The sequence below is a fragment of the Thalassotalea loyana genome, assembly GCF_030161435.1.
GTDB lineage: Bacteria > Pseudomonadota > Gammaproteobacteria > Enterobacterales > Alteromonadaceae > Thalassotalea_G > Thalassotalea_G loyana.
Window position 1 is genome coordinate 179480 of record NZ_BSSV01000003.1, and the last position, 20132, is coordinate 199611.

The window sequence follows — 20132 nt, forward strand, 5'->3', positions numbered from 1 at the left end:
GTTTAGGTAATTGTTTTCTATGTTGTCGGCACGAGAAGTTGTCGCAGCAGCAAATGAAGCGTTTGACGAACCGTGTCTGTGCTACTTTCAATCTTCATTTTCAGCAACGCACCCTCCCAAGTACACCAAAGTAAGTCAGCTAATTGTGCTGCTTCGACATCTGTGCGAATTTGCCCCTGCGCTTGTGCCATTTCAATGATTGACACCATGCGCTTTTTCCATTCAACAACGGTTGCACGCATTGACTCTCTGCACAGCTCACTGTGCCCACCTATTTCAGCTGCCATATTCCCAAGTAAACAACCTTTCAAATGAGATTCTTGCTCAAAGCTATCAACCATGAAGTCGTATACTTGCTCAATTAATGCAATTGGGCTCAGTGATGATTGCGCGATGTGTGCATCAAATTTAACTAAAAGTTGATTAGCGTAGGTGTTCAGAATTTCAGCGACGAAATGCTCTTTGCTTGAGAAATAATTATAAAAAGACCCTTTGGGTACGTTAACCGTATCCAAAATCAATTTGAGTCCTGTCCCATGATAACCGTGCTCTGACAGCAAGTTAATGCCTTCTTTAAGCAACTGTTCCCTGGTTTTTTCACTGCGTCTAATTCGTGCCATAAACTTTATTATATGACCGGTCGTCTTTTAATTAAAGTAATAATCTTTCTATTGCCTTCTTTTATTAGTAACACTTTGTTAAATCGTCAGTTACTAATCCATATACGCAGCGCAACACCATGTACGGATAAACTGAGAGGTTAGTATTAACGAACGTTAAAGCCACCCTGTGTTAATTTTGCATTCACTCGTTGTTGAAAACCACGAATCAAACGTTCTCCGCCTTTAGCCGATGGCCCAAACTCAAACCTAGGGTTAGATAAGGATTGTTGAAGTTGCTCACAAACAAAGATGTCCTCTTGCATAAAATCACCGCTCCCTAACGCATGACTTTGTTCGTGTTGTGATGACTTTGCCTTCACTCGTGACGTCCAAAAGGTATAGGACTTTGTCGCTTGTTTAATAAACGCCATTGAAGAGCAATTCTTAACTTTACTCCTTACTACAACCTTCGTTTGGTCAACTGATAAAGGCATTATATGAAATACTGACCAACTAGATTCTGATTCTGCTAGGCCGACATTTGGAAAAAGCAATGGCACCCAAGCCCCCATTTTTTTATCATTCTTGTCTATCAGCAAAGGATATGGTGAGTGTTGGTCGATGTTTTCATAATAAGCCTGCGCTAACGGCTCCCAAAAAAACACATGTTCATCGACAAAGCCAAATTCAGCTTTTTTATGATCATACATATGTAGTGTGCCCGCATGAAGCTGAGCTAAGTGATAATGATCAATGTAGTTTTCAGCGACTAGCTTCCAATTTGCATTTATTGTGACTTCGTAAAGGGCCTCTTTAGCTTCAACAAGTGCTTCGACATCGTAAGGCGCAACATGAGAGCCCATGCCCGAAAAATACTGTTGTACTGGCACAGCGTTCGGATCAGGATGAACCCAAACCATCCCCCGCCAAATCCCAACACTTGCTCGTTTTAGTGACAGGCATGCTTTATTTAATCCCTCAAATTCTTGCTTCGCTTTGGGTAGCGACTTGAGGTTACCTGATTGATCATACGTCCAATCATGATATGGGCAGGTTATCTTTGCGGATAACCTGCCTTGACCATCAAGCAACTTCATTCCACGGTGGCGACAAAAGTTGTGAAACGCTTTTAACTCTCCTTGTTCATCACGCAAAACAACCAGACTAGTTAAACCAGCGACAACTGTTAAATAACGATTATTTTCCTGTAAATCCTCGACCAGGCCACAAAACGTCCAGCAATTAGAAAAAATGTGCGCCATTTCAGCGTTAAATCGTTTAGTGCACGTGTAGTCTTTGTTCGTCAAAATATTGTTTTCCACAGCCTTCTCCTATCAAGAAGGCCAATAGGGGTAAACAAAACACGATGCCGCAACTATCGCCCAAATGGCCATCGTAAGCCAATACATAACTGGCTCCTCGGCGCGACGATAAGGGTGCCAGATATAAGCAACCCCTCGTACAAGGTCAAATAGCAACCATAAAATCAAAACAAAGCCGAGCCAATAACTGTAAGGTAGCTCCATAAACATTTGATTAATCTCCTCGTTATCTTTCATCAGCGTTTAAAACGCCATCTAAATTTCGATCTAAAGCAAGTTGCCAACCTTTTCCTGGAATAGCGCAAGTAAACGTTAAACGGTTATCTGGTTGTTTTGCTAATGACAACAATTGAGTCGTATCTAGCGATGACTCACTCGCAGAATCACTACGGTAGGTCTGCGTATCTACATCAAATAAATAACCACGCTGCAGGCCATTAACTACACCTAATGCAATCAGATCACACTCGGTCACTTCCCCACCGAGCAATTTAGAAGCAAAAGCCGTTTGAGCGCGTTGTTCAAACAATTGTATTCTTGCCTCCACACCTTCAATATTAGCCGCAGACAACGTAATTTGCTGACCAACAATTGGGGCTAAATCATTGTCAAACTCCATCATGTAATCAACCAAGCCTCGTCGTGTTTCTTCATTCGGAATACCTATTTCGCCTGCATTGAAATGACAGCCAAATCGCTCATCGGCACCTTCTGGACAACCAAGCTCACCGTTGTCAAAAACACCGCCTTTTAAGAAATTTAATAGCTGATCCGTTGCGCCATCATGCAGAAAACCAAATCCTCTAATTTGATCGCCTTGATGCACTTTGGTATGGGACGGTAAAAAGCCTTCTCGATCAGGCAGGCCAAACATACCAACACGAGTGTATAGATTTCTTAATTGCGGTACTTTGAAAATCTGAATCTCTCCGCCATGTGCAACTTCACCCCGACTACCATAAAACCCCTTCAATGGATCAACCCCATGACAGCCTTGACAGTTCACGCCATCGACACTATCGCCATTTAAAGGGGTGTCTTCAGCAGCACCATCTGAGCGACGATCGCCATGAAAAAATTGTTCTCCAATAGCAGCAGATTGAGATAAAGCGTTATCTAACCCTCGAATCGGGTTTGGTGGTAAAGCAACTTGAAGCATAAATTCTGCAAATTTATCCATATCTGCTTCCAACTCAACGACATCTGATGACTTTTGCTGCTCGTCGACACTTGCGGGTAACTCGATATTTAATCCAAGTAAACCTTCGAATGCCACAATAAAGTTTTTAAAGGATGTTTTCTCATCTAATGTTTGGTCATGATCATCACCAAAATAGCCCACTGAACGATCACCACGCCAATGCATATGACCATGGTTTTGCATCCCTCTCAACGTTTGCGTTCCCATAGGCCCTTTCATCGAGGCAAACGTTCGCTCGTCACCATTACCATTGATTAAATCAAGCAACTGACAGCTTGCTTCATCAGGCCCAACTAACAAACAACCAAGCTCAGACAAGTTTTGAGTAGGAAATGGCTGTGGGTTACGACCGTTGCTCGCATCAGGGTTACCTAGATTCCAACTTAAGTGATCTGTATCACCGAAAATATGACAACTTGCACAAGATGATTCACCATTAGATGACGAACGTTTAGCGTCATAAAGCATAAAGCGCCCTGCCATGAAATCCTCAGGCTCTAAGGTTGGCAAAGTAATTCTTTGTTCTTCACTGCGCGTATTGAGATCTATTGTCACGATCGCATTGTCAAAACGTGTAAACACATAAAGTGATTGGGATTTCTCATTCAACAGTAGACCAACCGGCCCGCCGGGTACGTCAATAAATCGCTGACTAGCCTCAATTGAGCTAAACTCTTCTGCCGTATCGTCCCATAAATCATCATTTGAAAGCGCAGACGAAGAGTGAACTGCAATTTTATCTGAGCCAATAACCGCGGTATAAATTGAATTACCGGTTTGATCTATGGCTAGTTGTAACGGAGTTGATAGGCTATGTTCCTTATTCGAACTATTACCTTTTAGATTTTGATAATCAATATGACGATTTAAATGACGTGCTTTTACGCGTCCAGTATCTGGCTCAATAACCGTTATGCGCGATTGTGCAATGTTTCCTTGAACAGTTGAACCGGCGAATTCTCCGGGACCTTCAAATCGTGTGGCATTGTTAGCATCCGTATTTGAAACCAGTAGCTCGCCAGTTCTTGGGTTAACCGCGAGGTTAAATAATGTTGTTCCAACATGATCGTAACTAGCCAATTGTTGATGAGTATTGGTATCAATTGCGAAAACATCATGATCTGGTAGGTTAAACCGTATGCCATTTGAAAAGTTTCGTCCTTTAGTGTCACGCCATTGGCCACTTTCTTGATCATATTTAACAATCATACTTGTCCATGGCTGCGGTTCACCATCAGCGTTAACGCCTGGCGCTGTTCTCCCTCCGGGTAAATAACCATTGTCCAAGCCATTGGGTGAACTCATCTCATCAAGCACTTGGCATGGATAACGACCATAATCATCATCTTCATAGCCATAACACATGACGGCCTCATGAACTGCAGTCGTTTGATTGCCTGAGTTGAGCACCCCTGCGTATAAGGTTTTTCCATCATTTGATAAAGCAAGCCCACGAAGCGTGTCACCGAATAGTGAAATAATCTCTAATGGTTTACCACCAGCATTTTCACCTTGAGATTGTCCATCAAAGACCCAAATATCAGCTCGACCAATACCTGGCGTATGAAGTTGTGGGTCTCCTGCACCTTTAACGTCAGATAAATCAGGGTTCATTCGTTGTTGACCACGATGGGCTGTTGTGATGAATGCTTTACCGTTGGCGAAAATAATATCTCTCGGTTCATCCCCAACAAGTAGCGTTCTCGAGACAGTTGCAGGTGTCAACGTTAAATCGACAATACTAATAGAGTCTGACAAATGATTAACGACCCATGCTTTCCCCTGATTTACCGCAACTGACACGGGCTCTAACCCAACAGGAATACTGGAAGTAAAAGACAAACGCCCTGATTCATCGATATCAAAAACATCCAATGAATTATTCGACGTATTGGTTAGTAGTAGTTGATTGCCGTCTTCTGTCATAGCAATAGGCCTGACTGGCGCTGATTCAAAACCAATATGTTTAGATTGTTGCGCAGGTGGCTCTACGATTGTTGGCGGTTGCGTCGGTGGTTCGATCGTAACTGGCGGAGTTACCGTCTCTGAATTACTACCTCCACATCCAACGAGTATGCCCGTCGTAAGCAATGAAAAAACGATACTTCTCATAGTTTCCCTTTATAAATTTTCATATTGACAATTTATAAACTAGAATAATTTACCATTAATTGTCAACATGACAATTAATAAAAATATTGATAAGGTTGGACACAATAACCAAGGTCATTTCACTTAGTTGTAATTAAATATGAGGAATGTAGATGCCTAGACCTAGCATGGCAGCCCAGCGTGTAGAAGAAATATTAGATGCATTAGAAACCTGCATTTTGAAGCAAGGTATTCAAGCAACATCACTTGAAAACATTGCTGAAACCGCTGGCGTTAAGCGCACAATTTTACGTCATTATATTGGTAATAGAGATGACATCATCTGTGCCTTAAGTAAGCGATGGCGCGCGAAATATACTGAGCAATGGCAAGAAGTAGTTGAATGGCTCCCAGCGAAAAATAAGACTGAAGCCATGATAGAAACGCTCTTTTCGGTTGGTTCTACAGACCGAATAAGTGCAACTATTATTGGCGAAGCGATATTCTCTGAAGCCAAAAGATTACCGTCGATTAAAGATGATCAACACAGTATTATGGAAGAGTTTTTTGACTATCTATCAGCTAGTTTGAAAAACGATTACCCAAATGCGCCGGATGACAAAGTAGCCCTTGTTTGCAGTGGCTTATATGCAAATTATCTCCAAGCAGAATCCCTATTACCTTTGAAGTTTATTGAACAAGTGCATCAGCTAAAACTGAGTTCTAAATTACTTTGTACGACATTAACAGCATAACAAGCAATAAATTTTCATATTGACAATTTATTGCTTGTTGATTATTCTTGTGCCCATATTTTAATCATAGATGTGGAGTTACTATGAAATTATTTGCCTCTGTTATTACGTCAGGTGTAATAGTTACCGCAGTTTGGGGACTAGCAATATTCCAGTTACCAAGTGCTAATGCCATTTCTCAAACAGAAAAGCCATTACCCAGTTTAGCGCAACGAAATAAGAGCGCTGCTGACAAGGCAACAAACACGCTTTTGCCTCAAAAACAAAAAATCAACGCTTCATCGGAAATAAAACTGAATTTAACAGGGGTTAAAAAAACAATTGTATTTGGCGATTTACCCCTCTTGTGGCAGGAGTTCGAAAGTAGTAAAGACATACAAAACTCTCTCAAAGATCATCCAGAAAAAGTTTATGTTTATTACCAAAGTTTCAGTAATAACTACCAAAAAGCTGAAGTAACCATTGGTTACAACAGTACTCAGGTTCGAGATGTTAGACCGACAACGATAATCCGAGAAGCCCGATATGAACCTATACTTGAAAAAGCCCAGTATTCCGTTTTTGAATTGGCGAATGGCTGGCAAAACATTGATTACACTAAACAGGTGAAATCAGTTCTAGAGGTGCATTATTTAAATAATCGTGGCGATACAATTGCCTCTGAAGTCTTGGTTAGCTACGAGTAGGGAATGCGTATGGAATTTTTCAATTTTACTTTAACGACTGATGATATTTGGTGGTTAGAAACGTTTATCGATGACTGGTTTCTCGTTTTTGCTTTAGCATTGTTTGTTGTTGAAATGATTCGCTATGGCATAAAAAAAGAATTTACTAGAAATCTATTAGGTGACAGTGTAACCAATTTCATCACATTGGGTGCATTCATTGTTATCGTTGCATTAGTCGCATTAGCTTATGCGGGAATTTTCTTTTACGTATACGAAAACTTCAGTCTGGTGCAACTACCGTTAACGCCATGGACAATTTTGTGTTGTATAGTCCTCGCTGACTTAGCTTACTATTGGGAACATAGGTTTTTACACAAGAACGGCTTTGCTTGGGCAACACATACCGTTCATCATAGCTCTCCGCACTTTAATATATCGGTAGCATATCGCCATGGGCCATTGGATTGGTTGTTCCCATTATTCTTTCACTTGCCATTGGCTGTGCTTGGTTTTAACCCATTTATCATCTTCCTATCTGAAGTCATTGTACAGGTCTATCAGACGTTACTGCACACTGAAACAGTTAAGAAGCTACCAAGGCCTGTTGAAGCTATCTTCAACACGCCGTCCCATCATAGGGTGCACCATGCGACAAACAAACAGTATCTGGATAAGAATTATGCGGGCATCTTCATTATTTGGGATCGTATGTTTGGTACCTTTGCAAAAGAAGAGGAAAAGGTCAGATATGGTATCTATCCAGCGGTAAATAGCGTAAACCCAATTAAAGTTTTCTTCAGTGGTTATGCAAAGTTATTTCAACAGTTAGTCGCTGCGCCATCCTGGGGATATCGATGGAACTTACTTATTAAGCCACCTATTTGGGCATGGGAACAAGAACAGATAAATAAACGAACGACAGCCTCTAAATAGTTTAGCAACACCAAATGAAATAAAGCCTTCAAAATAGAAGGCTTTATTTTTCGATAGAAATGAAGTTGTCAAAGCCACCAAAAGCCATTCGCTCTGGCTCGAACTCTACTTGATATTTAGCCATGATTTCCTTCATCCGAGGATCATTGGCAACATGTTCATGCGCACTATTTCTTGTATCAACAGAATCAAAAGCAATAAAACCCATAATAATTGTTTCATCACTTTTGGGATTCAGTGTGTGTCTAAAAGACAATGTCTGTGCATGTGTCGAACCATCAGCAATAAACTCTTGGTACTTTAATGCACCGTACTCCAACCAAATAGCTGCAACGTCACTCGACAACTGGCGATACTCATCTATTTGTGTCAGCGTTATGGGAAAGACAAATCCGTCGATGTAATTGGCCATCACAGCCCTCCTCTTTAGTACAAATATCAAACAAATAGTCTCAATATCTCACGTCATTAGTCAATCATTTTAGTGCAATGAACATTGAGGCTATGCATTGCAGGTCGAGGAGTTCTTTCCTAAGCTCCTATATCAAGGAAAGATTGGTTTTATGTCATTTTAAAACTAGTTTTATTATATCCAGTTTAGCTATAATCCTTAATGCAAAGAATAAGTTAGCTTTAGTTTATTCTTCCGAGATTAGATTTTTAATTAACCATTGAGAGAGTATTAATGGAATTTGTTTGGATTTTATTCGCGTTTGCTTGTGGCCTTTTGGCAAAAATTATCCAGTTACCTCCATCAATAGGCTATTTACTCGCTGGGTTTGTCCTTCACTTCCTTGGCTACAATGCTGATGGTTTTATTTTAGAACTAGCAGATCTCGGCATCACCTTAATGTTGTTTACTATCGGATTAAAACTCAACATAAAAGACCTCATTAAAAGAGAGGTCTGGTTTGCCAGTTTGAGTCACACATCGCTATGGATGATAGCGGGTATCGTGATTTTTAAATTCTTTGCCATCCTTGCAATTCCATATATCTCTGGACTCGATATCGCAACGAGTGCACTGGTTGTGTTCGCACTTTCATTTAGTAGCACGGTGTGTGTCGTAAAACTAATGGAAGATCACGGTGAAATGCGCACGAGACACGGTAAGCTTGCGGTAGGGATTTTGGTCATGCAAGACATCGTGGCAGTTGCATTTTTGGTTATTGCTACAGGAAAAATTCCAAGTATTTGGGCACTTAGCTTACTCTTATTTATTCCGTTTAAGTCATTAGTTTATAAAATGATTGAAACAGTTGGTCACGGTGAATTGATACCGTTAACTGGCTTTTTCGTTGCGTTTGGCGCATACGAACTCTTTAATTTTGTTGGCATGAAAGGTGATTTAGGGGCGCTTCTAGCTGGGATGTACCTAGCTGGACATTATAAAGCGAGTGAAATCACTAAGTCCCTGCTGGCATTTAAAGATTTATTCTTAATTGGTTTCTTCTTATCCATTGGTTTTACTGCACTACCTACATGGGAAATGCTCGGTATCGCGTTAGTGATAACCTTAATGCTACCGATCAAATTTGGCTTATTCTTCATGTTATTTGTCGGCTTAAATTTAAGAGCCCGAACGGCATTTTTGAGTGCATTAGCTCTAAGTAACTTTAGTGAATTTGGTTTAATCGTTGCCACGTTGAGTCAAAAGCTCGGCTGGTTAAGCAAAGAGTGGTTGGTTATTTTGGCGCTAACAGTTTCTATTTCATTTGTGATAACAAATATTATCTACAACATGTCACATGAGTTTTTTGCGCGTCATAAAGAAAAACTGAACCGTTATCAAAAGCCTTCTCGTCTAAAAGAAGACCAGTTCGACCAGCCGTGCGACGCCCCCGTCGTTATCATTGGTATGGGTCGTGTTGGTATGGGTGCCTATAATGCCATAGCACAACAAATTCCAGGAAAAGTCTGGGGGTTAGATACAGATCAACAAAAAATAGAATGGCTTAACGAAAACAAGGTACAAGCTTTTACTGGCGACGCTGAGGATGCTGATTTTTGGGAAAATATTGATGTTAGTAAGCTAGAGCTTGCTTTGCTAGCAATTCCCTCGGTTAAAGATATTAGAAACATTACTATTCAACTTAAAATTGCCAATTTCCAAGGCAAGATTGCTGCAATTGCTCGGTATGATGATGAGCGAGAAGAGTTAGAAGCACTTGGGATCGATAAAGTATTCAACTTTTATAATGAAGCGGGTGTCGGTTTCGCAGAAGAGAGTATTCAACTTTATAACCAAGCAATTCAATAGGGTGCTTTTTACCGGGGATTGTTAACGCAATGCGGTAAAAATCCCCCACATACCTTGCTCTTGTTCATCTTCGCTGTGGACCAGAAACACTTGGGCATTAATTGGAATCACTTTGCCCGACTTGTGAATATATTCTTTGTCATAGCTCATTTCACCATTGACGAATACATCCTTGATGACTTTATTGTTTTCGTACACTAACCACTTTTCAGGTGTTAAATCGCGATACGTTAAGTTTTTGAGTTCAGCCAACGTATACCCCGTCAGCTCTTCATACGCTTTATTGACTTCAATAAACTGCCCTGCTCCATCAGTACGAGCAACAGGGTATCGATTTCGTTTAAGCTCTTCTTCAAAGTCTTTCATATCAAACTCATCCATAAATTCTTTTTAATATGTCATCTCAAATTGAACAGGGTTTTAGTACGTCGTAACAAGGGCACTAGCAATTAAATCTATTCTCTTACGTAAAATATTTCAACGTATGATTAAGCTAATCCACCCAAGCACAAATACTTTGTCTGCATATAACCATCTAGCCCGTATTTCGAACCTTCTCTGCCATAACCAGATTGTTTTATGCCACCAAAAGGTGCAGCAGCATTTGAAATAATGCCTTCATTAATACCTAACATGCCAAATTGAAGCACATCGGCGACACGCCAAATACGTTTGATATTCTGAGAATAGAAATATGCCGCCAAACCGTACTCGGTTGCATTCGCCCATTCAATTGCTTCATCCTCTTTATCAAAACCAATAATACAAGCCACCGGACCAAAAATTTCGCTTTGGGCAATAGCCATCTCATTGTTAACGTTAGTTATCACCGTTGGCATAAAGAAATTTTGACCATATTCGGAACGTGTTCCTCCAATTAAAACACTTGCTCCGGCTCTTACTGCATCACTTGTCAACGCTTCAACCTTGTCGACAGCGGCCTTTGAAATCAGTGGGCCGATATTCACCGTTGATTCTAGTCCACTACCGATAGTAAAGTGACGAACCGACGCAATAAGTTTTTCGGTAAATTGGTGTTTAACCTTGTTATCGACAAAAATACGGTTAGTACAAACACAAGTTTGTCCTGCATTTCTGAACTTTGAGGCAATAACACCTTCAACAGCGGCATCAATATCAGCATCATCAAAGACAATAAATGGCGCATTTCCACCAAGCTCCATTGATAATCGTTTGACCGTCGTCGCTGATTGGGCCATTAATTGTTTTCCAACTGCTGTTGAACCGGTAAAACTGAATTTAGCGATTAAAGGATGTGTCGTTAAAACCTGACCAATCGCTTTTGCCTCTGTCCCTACGACAACATTAAAGACGCCTTTAGGAATTCCTGCTTGCAATGCAAGCTCTGCGAGTGCTAACGCTGATAATGGAGTGAGTTCCGAGGGTTTGACAATAAAACTGCAACCAGCTGCCAATGCGGCGGCAGCTTTTCGAGTAATCATTGCATTTGGGAAATTCCATGGAGTAATCGCGGCGACAACACCTACTCCTTGCTTCAAAACAACAATACGCTGCCCATTGCTATTTGCAGGTATTACGTCACCGTATGCACGTTTCCCTTCTTCCGCAAACCATTGAATGTATGACGCACCATAGGATATTTCGCCTCGCGCCTCCATTAACGGCTTACCTTGTTCAAGGGTTAATAAGGTTGCTAGATCTTCTTGGTGCTCGATGATTAAGTCAAACCACTTCAACATGATGGTTGCCCGTTCATTTGCGCTCAGCATTGACCAATTTTCTTGTGCACGGTATGCGGCTTGAATGGCTATCTCAACGTCGGTAGCTTGCACATCACTCACATCAGCAAGTTTATTGTTTGTTGCAGGGTCATACACCGAAAAATGATTGCGCGATGGTAACCATTTGCCATCTATAAATGATGATAACTTAACTAACGTTTGGTCACTAATTAGCTTATTTAATGAACTTTGCATACACCCTACTTCCCACATTCTGTTAATCGCATGATAATACCTAAAGGCACGTGAAAGTGATATTGGCGGAGTAAAATTAAATAGCCCATAATGTAACGAGACAATTCATTGGAGAATGAGCAAATGCACCATGACAACAACAAGTCACTAAAAGAACAGCTTTCTTTGCTTATTATCTTAATATTTGGCCTACTTTCAGTTCCTTTAATCGCAATGCAATTTTCAGCCGAAGTTAATTGGAATGTTTTTGATTTTTTGATCATGGCCATTCTCATTTTCGTAACAGGCGCCTTTATCATCTTATTCAATCGGTTATTTCCCGCCAAAAGAACACTTATTATTGTTTGCTTTAGTTTGCTGTTCTTATGGCTTTGGGCTGAATTAGCGGTGGGGATTTTCACTCAATGGGGTCAGTAAACTAGCCCAAGATCATTGACCACACAGCGCGAGGTAGATATAACTAACTTAATAAAAATAATGAGTTAGGAAAACAGTATGTATCATGCGTTATTATCTCCAGTGCTTGCCTTAATGGTTCTGACGTTTCTCGTTTGGTGTTGCATGTATTATTTGCGGCTTACCTACGTGATGAAAAACCGTATTCACCCAAACAAACTTGAAACACCAGAGCAATGCAATCAACTACTCCCTGAGCATGTCAACAAACCTTCGAACAATTTCAAAAACCTTTGTGAAGCCCCTATTTTATTCTATGTGTTATCAATTATTGCCGTTTATAGTAATGTCGCCGACAACACATTAGTTTATTTAGCATGGAGTTTTGTTGGTGTTAGAGCAATTCACAGCGCTTTCCATTGTTTTTCGTCATCGGTTTTAGTGAGGTTTTATGCTTATGTTATCTCGTCTGTGCTATTGTGGGTTATGCTTGCTAAGGTCTGTCTGAGCATATGGTTATAGTGCACTCGCTCATTAAACATGTAACGATTGGCCAGTAGCTATCTCTAGTCATTGCATCATTTAAGAAAAGGAATTCAACATGAAATTATTCAAACACATCATTATCATTAGTGTTATCTATGCGATCTCAATAAGTCAAAGCTATGCTCAAGATCTTAATGCTTTTGCACAAAATTACTTCGATAAAATGGTAGCCACTCAAGCCCCTAATGCTACACCTGAAGACTTAGAAAATTACTTATCATTACTGACTGACGATATTGGTCATTCTCATTTACCTTGGGTAACCGATGACTCTCGCTTACCTGATGGTAAAGAGCAGATGCGTAAAGGCATGACTTTTTACCTAGGCTCTCACGATTATTATAAAGCTGAATTATTAGATGTTTTTGTCTTTAATACTTCTGCTATTGCGATTCGCTATAAAGATCATGCAAAAGGTATTCACCCGCAAACCAAGCAAGCACATGAGTATCAAAACGTAATGATGGAAGTGCTAGAACTAGAAAATGGTAAGGTTGCTATAATTCGAAAATATCATGAATAATGACTCACAATGAAATCCTTAGCTCTTTTCGATTTTGACGGCACAGTAACGCAGTCTGACTCGTTTACCCCGTTTATCTTTTTCGCTTGCTCAAAGCGCCGCATTGCCATAGGCGTGATTTTTTTATCGCCATTTATTTTGTTGTACAAGCTAGGTATATTGCCGACAACAATAATGCGTCAACTTGTCGCGTTTTTTGCCTTCTATCGACGTTCAACTGCTGAAATATCTGCTTTGGGGAAAGCCTACGCCACTCACAAACTTTCTGATGTAGTGTGTGATAAAGCCAAGCAGAGACTTGCGTGGCATATCAATCAAGGTGACGCAGTCGTGATAGTCTCAGCTTCGCTCAACGTCTATCTGAAAAATTGGTGTGACGTCGAAGGATACAAACTTATTTGCACTGAGCTAGAGAGCAGAAACGGTAAGCTCACTGGCAGGTATCAAGGTAGTGACTGTTGTGCTGGAGAAAAAGTAAGAAAAATCAAACAAGAAATCACATTAGATGACTATCACACCATTTATGCCTATGGCGATACCAAAGAAGATTTTCAAATGCTTGAAATTGCCGACATAAGCTACTATCGATGGCAAATACAGCACTAGCTCTCTCCACCTATGGATAGCTTTCAGCGCTGTTCACAATGCGCTATTTTTACTTGAAAACATACTTTGATCAGAAGATGATATAACTCAGATAAAAAATAGAAAAAAGTATCGTTGCGATAGTTTCGCAACACACCTACCAAGGGGGAGCCCTGTTTATTTTGGGGCGTCTTATCGATATTTTTACTTTCAAATAGAGGCTATCTATGTTTGTTGTGATTTTTAAAGCTAAAGCAGGTCAGCAAGATGACAACTATGTAACAACCGTTGCCAAGTTAAGAGACCTAGCATTTAGCAAGTATAATTGTATCGATTTTGTCGCCGTAACAGAGAATGATCAAGAAATAGCCCTTTCATACTGGCCCGATGAAGCGTCGATTATCAACTGGAAGCAAGACGCTTTTCATTTGGTCGCTCAAAAGCAAGGCCAACAAAAATGGTATGAGCAATATCAGGTTGAAGTTGCAGAAATCTCAAGAACATATCAATTTCCGGCAAAGCTATGAATCACCATATTTTCGGTGTTAGTTCCTATGATCAAGTCATGCCTAAAAAGGTTATGAGATAAAATGAAATTAGAAGACGTATGGCAAGCCTACCGGGTCAGCATAAAAGCATTTTTACACAGTAAACTCAACAATCCAGACGATGTTGACGATATATTACAGGACGTGTTGATTAAGTTTTACAACAACATCAGTACATTAAAAGACCACAAAAATGTTAAATCTTGGCTCTTTCAAATAGCTAACAACACCGTAATTGACTTTTATCGAAAACAAGGGAAGTTAAATCAAGCTCAAAAAATTGAACCTTGGTTTGATACCGATGAGTTAAGCATCAAACAAGAATTATCCCATTGTATTACACCATTCTTGGCGACGATGGATGAATCGCAAGCTAGTCTGCTAAAAACGATTGATTTATAAGGTAAATCTCAAAAAATGTATGCACAGGAACACAATATTTCCTATTCCACCGTAAAATCTAGAGTACAAGTTGCGAGAGCGAACCTAAAAGCTCAGTTTGACGCATGTTGTGATTTTAAAATCGACAAATTTGGTAATTTAGTTTCTTTCGATGAAAAGTCTAAGAATTGTCAAAGGTGCTAGCATATTTTCTATCATGCTAGCACCTCACTGTACTAGAGAGTTATCAATATTTTCCTAGGCACATCGCCAAACGATAGAGATTTTCTCCATTTAGCGAAGGCTCAATGTTAGGTCGTATTGATAGTGTTTATCTTTTAGCAAAAATTGCTCATGAACACTTGGGCTCCATGAATCATCACCACCAACTCCCATATGCTCTGCGTCAATATTGACATGAATCAGCTTACTTGGCGCTAGATCAATTGTATGAGTAGCGTTAGCCAAGACCGACGCCTCGTACAAGCTTGTACCAAAATGAAAATCTCCTTTCACCTGAATTGATGACAATTCTAGCTGCTGGCACTGAGTCCGCAATCCATTCTCCGTAGGGAATACATATGGCGTATACATGTTCTCAACATTCTCAGTGTAATTGCCAAATCTAGCAGCACTATTCCTATCAGGGTAGTTTTCAAAAGGTCCTTTACCTAACCAAGAAACTTGATTATGACCGTCTCCAGCACAACCAAACTTTAGGCCTACTCTTGGGATTGGCGGTAAGTACTCTGCCAGCAATACATCCACAGAGAGGTTTATTTGACCGGTTGCTCCAATACGATAAACCCATTTAGTGCTAGCGCACTGCTGTTCCCTGTAACGATGTGAAAACTCTACAGTAAGCTCGACCGAACTCGGGAGCTGTTCAACATGCACTGATGTGCAGTGTTTAGACCATTTTCCTACGCCCGCTTGTTCCCATCGAACAGCCCATGCATTGGGATCGACATTATCGACTTCACTGACGCCAATGTCATTATCTAGCGGTGCTCTAAAGAAATTATCTTCAAACGGTAGAAGCAGTTTATTAACGTTATTGCTTGCCCAAGTAACTAATAAACCGGTGGTTTTATCCCAAACCATGGTTTGTGCCTTGTTATCAGTCTCCACCGTAACTTGCGTATCGGATTCTGTAACATGCAATGAAGAATTGGTATTTTCGCTTGCCGGCTTTACGTGAACTGGCGAAGGGTTGTCTAATGAAAATTGCTCTGTTGCCAGGACATCTTCATATTGATAAATGTCATCAGGCTCTGTCGCAACCACATTAAGGTTAAGGTGGTAACGTTTTTGGGGTTGCCAGTTAATACACGAAACAAGGTCAAGTGTTTGAGTAGATAAGGCTTCAATAGACAGGTCCACGCGGCCTTGCTCGATACAGACACCGTCTTCGGTAATTTGCCACGCAACGGCTCGGTTGTGTGTGCGAATAAAACTAAGCTCACTGGTCACCACAACCTTGAAACTACTTTGACAATTCGGCTCAATAGTTGTCGATTGCGATACCAAAGCGAACTGGAAAAACTGTTGGCAATATTTTGCTTCATATAAGCTAGGGTGTGGTGTTCTATCGGGGAAAACCAACCCATTAATACAAAACTGCCTATCATTCTCAAGGTCACCAAAATCTCCACCATAGGCCCAATATTGATCGCCATCATCCGTCGATTTAGTTAACCCTTGATCTACCCAATCCCAAATAAAGCCGCCTTGGAGTCTTGGGTACTCTCTAAATGCTTGCCAATAATCAGAAAAGCCACCGAGGCTATTCCCCATCGCATGCGCATATTCACACAAGATTAATGGTCTCTGCTTTTCATCCTGAGCAACCCACTTTTTAATTGACCATTTTGGCACGGCCTCAAACAATTGATCGGTATCTACGCGCGCATACATAGGACAAATGATGTCGGTAGCGCTAGTATCTGCGCCACCGCCTTCATATTGAACTGGACGAGAAGGGTCATAACTTTTTGACCATGCGTACATTGCATCATGCGTCGGTCCTTTACCTGATTCGTTGCCAAGAGACCAAATAATAATGCTGCTGTGATTCTTATCTCGCTCCACCATCCGGGTATATCGATTCATAAACGCACCTGTCCATAATGGGTCATTAGCCAAACGGCCCATCGGAAACATTCCGTGAGTTTCGATATTAGCTTCATCACAAACATATAAACCATACTCATCACATAATTCATACCAGCGTGGATGATTTGGATAATGCGCAGTTCTAACCGCATTGAAATTATTTTTCTTCATTAATTTAATGTCGGCTATCATATCGGCTTCGTTAACTACGTGACCGTTTTCAGGGTGATGTTCGTGACGATTAACTCCTCTAATAAGCAAGGGTTTACCATTCAAACACAACTGTGAATTGCGGATCTCAACCTTTCGAAAACCAATATCATATGCTTCAATATCAACAACTTGGTTATTCTCATCAATTAAACTTACGATACAGCGGTAAAGATTGGGTGCTTCTGCACTCCATTGTTTTGGTGATTTTACGTTAAATTGATGAAACGTTTTGTCATCCCACCCACCCTTTTCATCAATCGCTCGGTCGTTGACTTCTGCGACGTAAGCTCTAGTCACTGCATGGTCATTTTCAAAAAGTTGAGCTCTAACTTTATAACCAGCTTTAGCCTCGATAGTTGTACAAATTGACAAATGACCATCGCGGTAACAATCGTCTAAACTAGGTGTAATAAAGACGTCTTTAATGTGAGTCTTAGGTTTAGCTAATAAGGAAACATCACGAAATATCCCGCTAAGCCACCACATGTCTTGATCTTCTAGGTAACTGCCATCTGACCAACGAAAGACCAATACAGTGATGTTGTTTTCTCCTTCAATAAGTACGTCAGTTAGATCAAACTCACTCGGCAAACGACTATCTTGTGAATATCCCACCCACTGACCGTTACACCACAAATGAAAAGCACTATTTACCCCATCAAACACGATATGCGTTTTTTCCAGTAATTGCTCTTTACTCAAAGTAAACGCTGTTCGATAACAGCCCGTTGGGTTATCTTGGGGGACATAAGGAGGGTTGACTTCAAAAGGGTATTTTACGTTGCAGTAGATCGGTTTATCAAATCCCTTCATTTGCCAGTTTGATGGAACATCGATCTTTTGCCACAAGTCTTGTTGATGTAGCGTCAATTGAGATGCAATAATCGACTCGTCAACCTCTTCGGGCCGTTCAAAAAATCGAAATTGCCATTGTCCGTTAAGCGAAACTTTACTGGGATTACGTTTAGTTAATGCTTCAAATGTACTTCTGTAACTATTTAAAGGACTGTGTGCTTTAATCTGATTGTGTTCAACAACATTTTGGTTTTCCCAATCTCTGCGATCAAGCACTGATTTAACGGTCAACATTTAACTCTTCCTACATAACCGACGATTGATGATGCACAGGACAACACCAATAAATATTAATTATCATATAAAATAACATATTAACCACTACATCAATAGAAAGCTACGAATAATTGCCATCACATAGGTAATTACTTTTAGCTAAAATACCTTGATAACAATCGAGTAAGAATTAACAATACCAAACTTACAAGTGCTCCCTAGTCATGGCTTAACTTAATGAAACACGACACATTTGCAACAATTATTAATAAACATTGGTCGATAATAACGGCCTTAACTATGCTCATTATCGCAGGCGTCTCTTTATATCCCGCTGAACACCTCCCACAAGTACCTGGCACCGATAAAACGCACCATTTTATCGCCTACGGTTTGCTTGCATTCCCAGCAGCTTACGCCCAACCAAAAAACCTTGGATTTATTTTAATTATGCTTTGTCTATTTGGCGGCGTCATAGAGTTAATACAGCCTTACGCTAATCGATATGGAGAATGGTTAGATTTTGCTGCAAATTGCGGTGGCGTTTTCACTGGTTACCTCTTAACTGCGCTTGCAAAACACTTAAATTCAATAAAGTTAATCAAGTAAAAGCATCTAAGTTATTGTAAATTATTAATAATAGGCTAAATTTAAGATATGGATAGATTTGCATTTTTTATGCACAACGAAAAGGAGCTGCGATGTTAAATTTGATATTTATCTTGTTAGCCGTCGTGTTTATATTAGTTGTTGGTATGCTTTATCGACGACACCAGCGTTACAAAACTTATGTGACAAATGAGCTGAAAATCCTTCAAAAGCAAGTAGAAAGCAACTCATTACCTGAACTTAGAGAAGAAGTAACAGCATTGAAGAAACGGGTAATTACGTTAGAAGCAATAGTTACCAGCCACGGTTACGATCTCAATGAAAAAATATCAAACTTAAAGTAAATAAAGAGGATTCCAATGACGCATTATCAGCATAAACAAAAAGGGTTAGCATTACTTACCATAATGGCGATTGCTGGTATTGTGTTAATTATAGCTACCCATGAGATTGTTTCTGTCATGAATGCGACACTGGCACTCTTGATTATTGTCTCAGTGTTGTTCTCTTCACTTACGATATACATTACCGACGATAAGATTGGTTGGCATTTTGGTTTAAAGTTTTGGCACAAAACCCTGCCATTGTCTGATGTAAAATCCGCCCGCCTTGTTACAACTAAATGGTATTACGGCCTAGGAATTCGACTAGTCCCTAATGGTTGGCTCTATATCGTTTCAGGTAATCAAGCAGTCGAGCTTACGACTAAGACAAACAAACATATCATGATAGGTACTGATGATGGCGAGCGCCTAATCGCGCAATTATCAAAACAGAATATTCATACACAGTAGCCCGAAACCTTTTATTAAACAAAGAATTACCATATAGTAAAGTCATGAGTAAAAATTAGGCCGATAAAAATGATAAGAAATACGCTAGTTTTACTGTGTGGTATCCTGCTCGGTTCTACCGCAAATATGTTGATCATTATGTTAGGCGGAGAACTCATTCCTCCTCCTGAAGGTGTTGACGTAACAAAAGTAGATAGCATTGCCGAATCTATTCATTTATATGAAACCAAGCATTTTATTGCACCAATACTCGCGCACGCGATTGGCACGCTGACAGGGGCATTTTTTGTTACGAAGCTCGCTTCAAGTCATCATTTTCCTTTTGCCATGTTTGTTGGGGGACTTTATTTGCTTGGTGGCATAACAATGGCATTTCAAATTTCGTCGCCACTTTGGTTTACTGTGGTTGACCTAATTTGCGCATACATTCCTATGGCCTGGTTTGGCTATCGTTTTGCAACAAGGACTGACACCCAAAAATTTTGATCATTGCTAACAAGGAAGTGCTTATGAGAAATTTACCAACACTTTCTGCTTGGACGTCGACGGCTTAAGTACTGT

The 20132-nt window shown here is 40.2% G+C and carries 22 protein-coding genes; 14 read left to right on the forward strand and 8 right to left on the reverse strand.

Annotated elements, in window-relative coordinates:
- Positions 1-17: 17 nt before the first annotated feature.
- The 4 genes from QQK05_RS08520 to QQK05_RS08535 form a co-directional block, all read right to left on the reverse strand.
- A complete protein-coding gene (locus QQK05_RS08520; RefSeq protein ID WP_284297580.1) occupies positions 18-620 on the reverse strand; it encodes a TetR/AcrR family transcriptional regulator in 603 nt (200 codons plus the stop codon).
- Between the two features lie 146 nt (positions 621-766).
- On the reverse strand, positions 767-1924 hold the full coding sequence (locus tag QQK05_RS08525) for an aromatic ring-hydroxylating oxygenase subunit alpha (RefSeq protein WP_284297582.1): 1158 nt from the start codon (positions 1922-1924) through the stop codon (positions 767-769).
- A 12-nt stretch (positions 1925-1936) separates the two neighbouring features.
- Entirely contained in the window at positions 1937-2161 is a 225-nt protein-coding gene (locus tag QQK05_RS08530; protein WP_284297584.1) for a hypothetical protein, read from the reverse strand.
- Positions 2151-5237 carry a hypothetical protein gene (locus tag QQK05_RS08535; protein ID WP_284297586.1) on the reverse strand — a complete coding sequence of 1029 codons (3087 nt, stop codon included), beginning with the start codon at positions 5235-5237 and terminating at the stop codon, positions 2151-2153. The genes QQK05_RS08530 and QQK05_RS08535 overlap by 11 nt, the downstream gene beginning before the upstream one ends.
- A 152-nt stretch (positions 5238-5389) precedes the next feature.
- On the opposite strand from QQK05_RS08535, the gene QQK05_RS08540 reads away from it, so the two are divergent.
- The 3 genes from QQK05_RS08540 (at position 5390) to QQK05_RS08550 (ending at position 7572) form a co-directional block, all read left to right on the forward strand.
- Complete coding sequence (locus QQK05_RS08540; RefSeq protein WP_284297588.1) at positions 5390-5971, forward strand: TetR/AcrR family transcriptional regulator; 582 nt, start codon at positions 5390-5392, stop codon at positions 5969-5971.
- A gap of 83 nt (positions 5972-6054) precedes the next feature.
- Positions 6055-6657 (forward strand): hypothetical protein, encoded by a 603-nt coding sequence (locus QQK05_RS08545; protein ID WP_284297590.1) that lies wholly within the window; start codon positions 6055-6057, stop codon positions 6655-6657.
- A gap of 9 nt (positions 6658-6666) precedes the next feature.
- Positions 6667-7572 carry a sterol desaturase family protein gene (locus QQK05_RS08550; protein ID WP_284297592.1) on the forward strand — a complete coding sequence of 302 codons (906 nt, stop codon included), beginning with the start codon at positions 6667-6669 and terminating at the stop codon, positions 7570-7572.
- Positions 7573-7615: 43 nt separating this feature from the next.
- On the opposite strand, the gene QQK05_RS08555 is transcribed toward QQK05_RS08550, so the two are convergent.
- On the reverse strand, positions 7616-7984 hold the full coding sequence (locus tag QQK05_RS08555; RefSeq protein WP_284297594.1) for a DUF1428 domain-containing protein: 369 nt from the start codon (positions 7982-7984) through the stop codon (positions 7616-7618).
- A 273-nt stretch (positions 7985-8257) separates the two neighbouring features.
- Between QQK05_RS08555 and QQK05_RS08560 the strand changes: the two genes are divergently transcribed.
- On the forward strand, positions 8258-9832 hold the full coding sequence (locus tag QQK05_RS08560) for a cation:proton antiporter family protein (RefSeq protein ID WP_284297596.1): 1575 nt from the start codon (positions 8258-8260) through the stop codon (positions 9830-9832).
- 21 nt (positions 9833-9853) lie between these two features.
- On the opposite strand, the gene QQK05_RS08565 is transcribed toward QQK05_RS08560, so the two are convergent.
- Together QQK05_RS08565 and QQK05_RS08570 are read right to left on the reverse strand one after the other, a co-directional pair.
- Complete coding sequence (locus QQK05_RS08565; protein WP_284297598.1) at positions 9854-10213, reverse strand: PAS domain-containing protein; 360 nt, start codon at positions 10211-10213, stop codon at positions 9854-9856.
- Positions 10214-10320: 107 nt separating this feature from the next.
- On the reverse strand, positions 10321-11790 hold the full coding sequence (locus QQK05_RS08570; protein ID WP_284297600.1) for an NAD-dependent succinate-semialdehyde dehydrogenase: 1470 nt from the start codon (positions 11788-11790) through the stop codon (positions 10321-10323).
- Positions 11791-11913: 123 nt separating this feature from the next.
- Here QQK05_RS08570 and QQK05_RS08575 point away from each other — a divergent pair, with 123 nt between their 5' ends.
- The 6 genes from QQK05_RS08575 to QQK05_RS08600 all read left to right on the forward strand — a co-directional run bounded on the left by QQK05_RS08575 (position 11914) and on the right by QQK05_RS08600 (position 14790).
- Positions 11914-12207: a hypothetical protein gene (locus QQK05_RS08575; RefSeq protein ID WP_284297602.1), complete on the forward strand. Its 294-nt coding sequence runs from the start codon at positions 11914-11916 to the stop codon at positions 12205-12207.
- Positions 12208-12285: 78 nt separating this feature from the next.
- Positions 12286-12708, forward strand: coding sequence for an MAPEG family protein (locus QQK05_RS08580; RefSeq protein WP_284297604.1), 423 nt, complete (start codon positions 12286-12288; stop codon positions 12706-12708).
- A gap of 79 nt (positions 12709-12787) precedes the next feature.
- Positions 12788-13255: a nuclear transport factor 2 family protein gene (locus tag QQK05_RS08585; protein ID WP_284297606.1), complete on the forward strand. Its 468-nt coding sequence runs from the start codon at positions 12788-12790 to the stop codon at positions 13253-13255.
- A gap of 9 nt (positions 13256-13264) precedes the next feature.
- Positions 13265-13861: an HAD family hydrolase gene (locus tag QQK05_RS08590; RefSeq protein WP_284297608.1), complete on the forward strand. Its 597-nt coding sequence runs from the start codon at positions 13265-13267 to the stop codon at positions 13859-13861.
- Positions 13862-14067: 206 nt separating this feature from the next.
- Complete coding sequence (locus QQK05_RS08595) at positions 14068-14367, forward strand: antibiotic biosynthesis monooxygenase family protein (RefSeq protein WP_284297610.1); 300 nt, start codon at positions 14068-14070, stop codon at positions 14365-14367.
- A gap of 63 nt (positions 14368-14430) precedes the next feature.
- Entirely contained in the window at positions 14431-14790 is a 360-nt protein-coding gene (locus tag QQK05_RS08600; RefSeq protein WP_284297612.1) for a sigma factor, read from the forward strand.
- Positions 14791-15063: 273 nt separating this feature from the next.
- Here QQK05_RS08600 and QQK05_RS08605 read toward each other — a convergent pair whose 3' ends face one another.
- A complete protein-coding gene (locus tag QQK05_RS08605) occupies positions 15064-18186 on the reverse strand; it encodes a beta-galactosidase (RefSeq protein WP_284297614.1) in 3123 nt (1040 codons plus the stop codon).
- 219 nt (positions 18187-18405) lie between these two features.
- Between QQK05_RS08605 and QQK05_RS08610 the strand changes: the two genes are divergently transcribed.
- From QQK05_RS08610 to QQK05_RS08625, 4 genes are all read left to right on the forward strand, one after another.
- Entirely contained in the window at positions 18406-18777 is a 372-nt protein-coding gene (locus tag QQK05_RS08610; RefSeq protein ID WP_284297616.1) for a VanZ family protein, read from the forward strand.
- Between the two features lie 92 nt (positions 18778-18869).
- Positions 18870-19121 carry a hypothetical protein gene (locus QQK05_RS08615; protein WP_284297618.1) on the forward strand — a complete coding sequence of 84 codons (252 nt, stop codon included), beginning with the start codon at positions 18870-18872 and terminating at the stop codon, positions 19119-19121.
- Positions 19122-19136: 15 nt separating this feature from the next.
- Positions 19137-19571: a hypothetical protein gene (locus QQK05_RS08620; protein ID WP_284297620.1), complete on the forward strand. Its 435-nt coding sequence runs from the start codon at positions 19137-19139 to the stop codon at positions 19569-19571.
- Between the two features lie 69 nt (positions 19572-19640).
- A complete protein-coding gene (locus QQK05_RS08625; RefSeq protein ID WP_284297621.1) occupies positions 19641-20057 on the forward strand; it encodes a hypothetical protein in 417 nt (138 codons plus the stop codon).
- Positions 20058-20132 lie beyond the last annotated feature (75 nt).

Bases quoted from the DNA above. Each gene is read 5' to 3' on its own strand.
- QQK05_RS08570 (WP_284297600.1), bottom strand. From the start codon at position 11,790: ATGCAAAGTTCATTAAATAAGCTAATTAGTGACCAAACGTTAGTTAAG.
- QQK05_RS08625 (WP_284297621.1), top strand. From the start codon at position 19,641: ATGATAAGAAATACGCTAGTTTTACTGTGTGGTATCCTGCTCGGTTCT.
- QQK05_RS08600 (WP_284297612.1), top strand. From the start codon at position 14,431: ATGAAATTAGAAGACGTATGGCAAGCCTACCGGGTCAGCATAAAAGCA.
- QQK05_RS08595 (WP_284297610.1), top strand. From the start codon at position 14,068: ATGTTTGTTGTGATTTTTAAAGCTAAAGCAGGTCAGCAAGATGACAAC.
- QQK05_RS08620 (WP_284297620.1), top strand. From the start codon at position 19,137: ATGACGCATTATCAGCATAAACAAAAAGGGTTAGCATTACTTACCATA.
- QQK05_RS08560 (WP_284297596.1), top strand. From the start codon at position 8,258: ATGGAATTTGTTTGGATTTTATTCGCGTTTGCTTGTGGCCTTTTGGCA.
- QQK05_RS08535 (WP_284297586.1), bottom strand. From the start codon at position 5,237: ATGAGAAGTATCGTTTTTTCATTGCTTACGACGGGCATACTCGTTGGA.
- QQK05_RS08580 (WP_284297604.1), top strand. From the start codon at position 12,286: ATGTATCATGCGTTATTATCTCCAGTGCTTGCCTTAATGGTTCTGACG.
- QQK05_RS08590 (WP_284297608.1), top strand. From the start codon at position 13,265: ATGAAATCCTTAGCTCTTTTCGATTTTGACGGCACAGTAACGCAGTCT.
- QQK05_RS08585 (WP_284297606.1), top strand. From the start codon at position 12,788: ATGAAATTATTCAAACACATCATTATCATTAGTGTTATCTATGCGATC.
- QQK05_RS08540 (WP_284297588.1), top strand. From the start codon at position 5,390: ATGCCTAGACCTAGCATGGCAGCCCAGCGTGTAGAAGAAATATTAGAT.
- QQK05_RS08610 (WP_284297616.1), top strand. From the start codon at position 18,406: ATGAAACACGACACATTTGCAACAATTATTAATAAACATTGGTCGATA.
- QQK05_RS08565 (WP_284297598.1), bottom strand. From the start codon at position 10,213: ATGGATGAGTTTGATATGAAAGACTTTGAAGAAGAGCTTAAACGAAAT.
- QQK05_RS08550 (WP_284297592.1), top strand. From the start codon at position 6,667: ATGGAATTTTTCAATTTTACTTTAACGACTGATGATATTTGGTGGTTA.
- QQK05_RS08605 (WP_284297614.1), bottom strand. From the start codon at position 18,186: ATGTTGACCGTTAAATCAGTGCTTGATCGCAGAGATTGGGAAAACCAA.
- QQK05_RS08520 (WP_284297580.1), bottom strand. From the start codon at position 620: ATGGCACGAATTAGACGCAGTGAAAAAACCAGGGAACAGTTGCTTAAA.
- QQK05_RS08555 (WP_284297594.1), bottom strand. From the start codon at position 7,984: ATGGCCAATTACATCGACGGATTTGTCTTTCCCATAACGCTGACACAA.
- QQK05_RS08575 (WP_284297602.1), top strand. From the start codon at position 11,914: ATGCACCATGACAACAACAAGTCACTAAAAGAACAGCTTTCTTTGCTT.
- QQK05_RS08615 (WP_284297618.1), top strand. From the start codon at position 18,870: ATGTTAAATTTGATATTTATCTTGTTAGCCGTCGTGTTTATATTAGTT.
- QQK05_RS08545 (WP_284297590.1), top strand. From the start codon at position 6,055: ATGAAATTATTTGCCTCTGTTATTACGTCAGGTGTAATAGTTACCGCA.
- QQK05_RS08530 (WP_284297584.1), bottom strand. From the start codon at position 2,161: ATGAAAGATAACGAGGAGATTAATCAAATGTTTATGGAGCTACCTTAC.